A 4357-nucleotide genomic window follows, 5' to 3' on the forward strand; every position below is an offset into this window, starting at 1 on the left:
ACCCGGCGCTGGGTGGCAAACTAGAACGTGTTCTAGTTTCATACTACGTGGCCGTCCCGCTGCCGGACAAGCTGGGCCTCGAGCCCGGCGATCAGCACGTCCATTCCGAAGTCGTAGGAGTACTTCCCACGCAGGTCCGATAAATGCTTGGTGGCCCGTTCCACCGCCTCCGGCAGCGCCCGGTCGTCGTGCAGTGCCGAGCGGTCGCGCGGATTCACCCGGCCCCGGCCGAACAGGTAGGTGTGGATGGTCGCATAGGCCGAGAGCACATTGCGATCGCTGAACCCGGCCTCGAACAGGATCTCCATCAGCGCCGCGATGAGATCGAGCTGCTTGCCCAGCATCTGTTCGATGAGCACGTCGCCGAGTCCGGGGTGTTTGCGCAGCTTCTCGTCGATCTGGTCGATGAGCTCGCGCAGCCGCCGCTGCCACGGCCCGGCGTCGGGCGGCGGCTTGCGCACCCCGGTGAGGGCGGCGGTGGCGACGAGGTCGAGTAGCTCGCGCTTGTCCGCCACGTAGTAGTACGGAGCCATCGGGGACACCCCGAGTTCGCGGGACAGGCGGCGCATGGAGAGCTTCTCCACGCCGTCCTGCCGGACCACCCGGAGGGCGGCCTCGACGATCTCGGACTCCGACAGAGTGTTGCCGCCCCCACTCGACTGCATACGTCCGACTCCCATGCCACCTCGACCATTGCGGGTACGGCGTCGACCGTCCCTGCTACCTGCGCTGCTGTTGTTCCACGCAGTCTAGAGCGCGCGGTCGACCGGTGGTCCCGCCACGTTCCGGTCCGGGCACGGGTCCGCGGGAGCGGCGTGCCGATCCCGTTTGCCGCCTATGTGCTGACCTAGCATCTCTGGAATGCGCCATGATCGACTTCCCGATGGTTTCGGGGTGCGAATCGATCCCAGGGTGCGCACTTACTCCGGTGGACGTTTCCTGGTCGGTGGCTCGCCGACCGGGTTGCTGCGGCTCGCGCCGGAGGCTGCGGCCCGGATCGGCGACGGCTACCTCGAGGTGACCGATCCGCTCTCGGCTCGGGTAGCCAGACGCCTGCTCGATTCCGGCGTCGGCAATCCGCGCCCGCGGTTGCTGCCCTCGCCGGAGGATGTCACCGTGATCGTGCCGCTGCACAACGACGCCGCCGGGTTGGAACGGCTGCTCTCGGCGCTGCGCGGGCACTCCGTGATCGTGGTGGACGACGGCTCGGATCGCCCGGTCCGCATTCCGCCCGCGCCCGGCACCCGCCGTCGGGTGACGGTGCTGCGCTCGGATCGCCGCCGCGGTGCCGCCGCCGCCCGCAATCTGGGATTACGTGCCGCCACAACCGAATTCGTGGCCTTCCTGGAATCGGACGTGGTCCCGCGCAGCGGCTGGCTGGAGGTCATGCTCGGTCACTTCAGCGATCCCAAGGTGGCACTGGTCGCCCCGCGCCTGCTGGCCATGGATCCGGATTCCACGGTGCTGGCGCGGTACGAGCACATGCGGGCGTCGCTGGAGCGCGGCCGCCGCGAGTCCGCGGTGCGCTCGCGCGGCCCGGTGCCCTATGTTCCGGGCACCGCGCTGCTGGTGCGCCGCGACGCCCTGACGCGCGCGGGCGGATTCGACGAGGCCATGACCGCGGGCGCGGATATCGACCTGTGCTGGCGGCTGGAGCGCGCGGGCTGGCGGCTGCGCTACGAGCCCGCCGCGCGAGTGGCGCACGAGTGCCCGGTATCTTTGCGAAAGTGGTTCGCGCACAAGGTCTCCGAAGGTGCCGGTGTGGCGCCGCTCGGGCAGCGGCATCCCGGGATGGCGGCGCCGCTCGCGGTGCCGCTGTGGACCGCGGTGGCCGCCCTGCTGTTCGCCACCCTCACCCGTTCGGGGGCGTTCTGCGGCCTGCTCACCCTGTGCGCCACCCTGGCCCGGCTGCGCCGCGTCTTCGCCGAACTCGACAACCCGACCCGGGTCTCGGCCATCTATCTGGCGCGCGGGTTCTCCGCGGGGCTGTGGCGGCTGGCGTCGGCGCTGTGCCGCCACTACTGGCCGGTCACCGTGCTGAGCATGGTGCTGTCGCGCCGCATTCGCCGCATCGCGTTCACCATGGCGATGGCCGACGGCCTCGCCGATTGGTTCACCCATCGCGAACCGGGCGGTCTGGACCCGGTGCGCTACCTGGCCTGCAAACGTCTGGACGACGTCGCCCACGGCGCCGGGCTGTGGTGGGGCTCGGCCCGCGCGCGGTCGGCTGTGGTCCTGCGCCCGACGCTGCCGCCGCACTGAACCGGCGTTCTTCCCGCAACCGCGCGCTGGGGCGTCAGCCACGAAGAATAAACTCGAATTAAAGATAAATAGATACAGCTCACATTTTGCCGAGGTGCTGTCACGGTGTGACCTGCCGGACAAAGAACCTGCTTCCGGGTTGCATCCCCGCCTTCGTCGGTACAGTTTGTGCCCGAAGGGAAAGGCAAATGGTCAGCAACATCGCAGGTGGGAGCCCCTCCCAGCACGGCGCCGAATCGGGCTCACAGCTGGGTGCGCTCGAAGCCTATGCCGCACAGGCCCACGGCTATCTGAGCGTCGGCCCCGAACAACTGGGTCAGTTGGCGGGTCTGCTGCGGCCGATGGTCCTCGAGTCCTGGCTGCGCAGCCTGCGCGGCGGCGTCGACCCCATGGACGACGGTGACGGGCGCGGGCTGAGAGGCGCTGACCTGCAACGGTATCGGGACAATCATGCCATCGCCGCGGTGATGCCGCTGGTCGACAAGCTGCTGTTGCGCGACGCCACCGGCACCGGTCTCATCGTGGTGGTGGCCGACCAGTTCGGCCGGGTGCTTTCGGTGCACGGCACCCCCGATCGAGTGAGTGCCGCGGCCGAGGCCGGACTGCGAGAGGGCAACGACCTGTCCGAGCGCCGGGTCGGCACCAATGCGGTGGGCCTGGTGGTGCGCACCGGCCGCGCGGCCTGGATCCACGGTCCCGAACACTTCCTGCACCGCATGCATCAGATCACCGGAGCCGCCGCGCCCGTGCATGATCCGGACGGCCGCCTGGTCGGCGTGCTCATGATCGCGGGCGGGGTGCGGGTGGCGCGCCCGGAAATCCTCGCGTTGGTGAAGGCCGCGGCCACCGCCGCGGAAATGGATCTGCTGCTGGCGGCCGTGCGCTCCGGCCGGGATCGGCAGGTGCGCCATCCCGCCGATGCGGTGCACCCGCCCGCGCCGGAACGCCTCGGTCTGGAGGTGCTCGGGCTCGGGCAGCCGCAGCTGACCGTGGCGGGGGAGCGAGTTCCGTTGTCGCAGCGGCATGCCGAGATCCTGCTGCTGCTCGCCGAGCATGCCGAGGGGTTGAGCGCGGACCATCTCGCGCTGTTGCTCGACGACGCCGATCTGGACAACGCCACCATCCGCGCCGCGGTGTCGCGACTGCGCTCGGTGGTGGGTTCCAAGGTCTTCGGCTCGCGTCCCTATCGATTGCTGGTGCCTATCGCCACGGATGTGGAGGCGCTGCGCGCCGCGCTCGATTCCGGCGATGTGGAGGCCGCCGTTCGGCTCTATTCGGGGCCGGTTCTGCCGCGTTCGACCGCGCCCGGAGTAATAGACATTCGCGATGAATTGCGAGTGCGATTGCGGACCGCCGTGCTGCGATCCGGGGACGCGACCGTGCTCAGCAGATGGACGGCGGGCGCGGAGGGGCGCGACGACGCGGCGTCCTGGGTCGCCTATCGCGCGGCCGTTGACCGGGACTCTCCCTTGTATTCGCAGATAGAAGCCAAAATTCGCGTTCTCGATCGGCGCATGGGCGCCGATGCAACGCAGATGCAACGTTTCGGCTCCTAGTCTCCACATCCGAAAGTGCGGTCAGTCACATCTGGCGACCGCAGTGTGGCGACACCCACATTCGCGGTTGCCGCCGCGTTCCTCCGTGAGCCAACTAGACGCTCGTCCAACTTTTTTTCGGGAAAAAGTTCCGTTTTATTCTGTCAACGCCTAGTCTTCGCCATACATGGACCGCATCCATGTGACGCAGGTGACAGTGCGGCCCACTTTTGGACAGTGTCCACCTGTGGGCCGCGTGAGTTGGAGGAAGAGCTAGAGCAGTAGATCCAGATGCGGGAAGCGTCCGGGCGCCACGTGTTCTCGGTCCGCCTCGCACCCGCGTACCGGTCGAGATCCGAGGGCAGAGGATCCAAGGCGCGGCCGGGAAGTCCGCAGCAGATCACGTGCGCACCGCCGGAGTGGGCTCCGCTGGCGCGCATTCGTCGAATTCCCGTGGTGGTTCCGCGGCGCGGGCATCGCTCAGACGGTGCTCGGGCCTGATTTGCGCTGCCTGAAAAGCGTTTCGCCGCTTGTTGATTCGTCATATCGAGGAGGCTCTG

At 68.4% G+C, this 4357-nt stretch carries 3 protein-coding genes; 2 read left to right on the top strand and 1 reads right to left on the bottom strand.

Annotated features, from left to right (window positions below; all coding sequences use genetic code 11):
• Positions 1–38 precede the first annotated feature (38 nt).
• A complete protein-coding gene (gene mftR2 / locus QMO76_RS31570) occupies positions 39–680 on the bottom strand; it encodes a mycofactocin system transcriptional regulator MftR2 (protein WP_306365012.1) in 642 nt (213 codons plus the stop codon).
• Positions 681–861: 181 nt separating this feature from the next.
• On the opposite strand from mftR2, the gene mftF reads away from it, so the two are divergent.
• Both mftF and QMO76_RS31580 read left to right on the top strand, forming a co-directional pair.
• Positions 862–2262, top strand: coding sequence for a mycofactocin biosynthesis glycosyltransferase MftF (gene mftF, locus QMO76_RS31575; protein WP_306365013.1), 1401 nt, complete (start codon positions 862–864; stop codon positions 2260–2262).
• A gap of 188 nt (positions 2263–2450) precedes the next feature.
• A complete protein-coding gene (locus QMO76_RS31580) occupies positions 2451–3818 on the top strand; it encodes a GAF domain-containing protein (protein WP_306365014.1) in 1368 nt (455 codons plus the stop codon).
• Positions 3819–4357 lie beyond the last annotated feature (539 nt).

It is taken from the genome of Nocardia sp. CC227C (genome assembly GCF_030767025.1).
Classification (GTDB): Bacteria; Actinomycetota; Actinomycetes; order Mycobacteriales; family Mycobacteriaceae; genus Nocardia.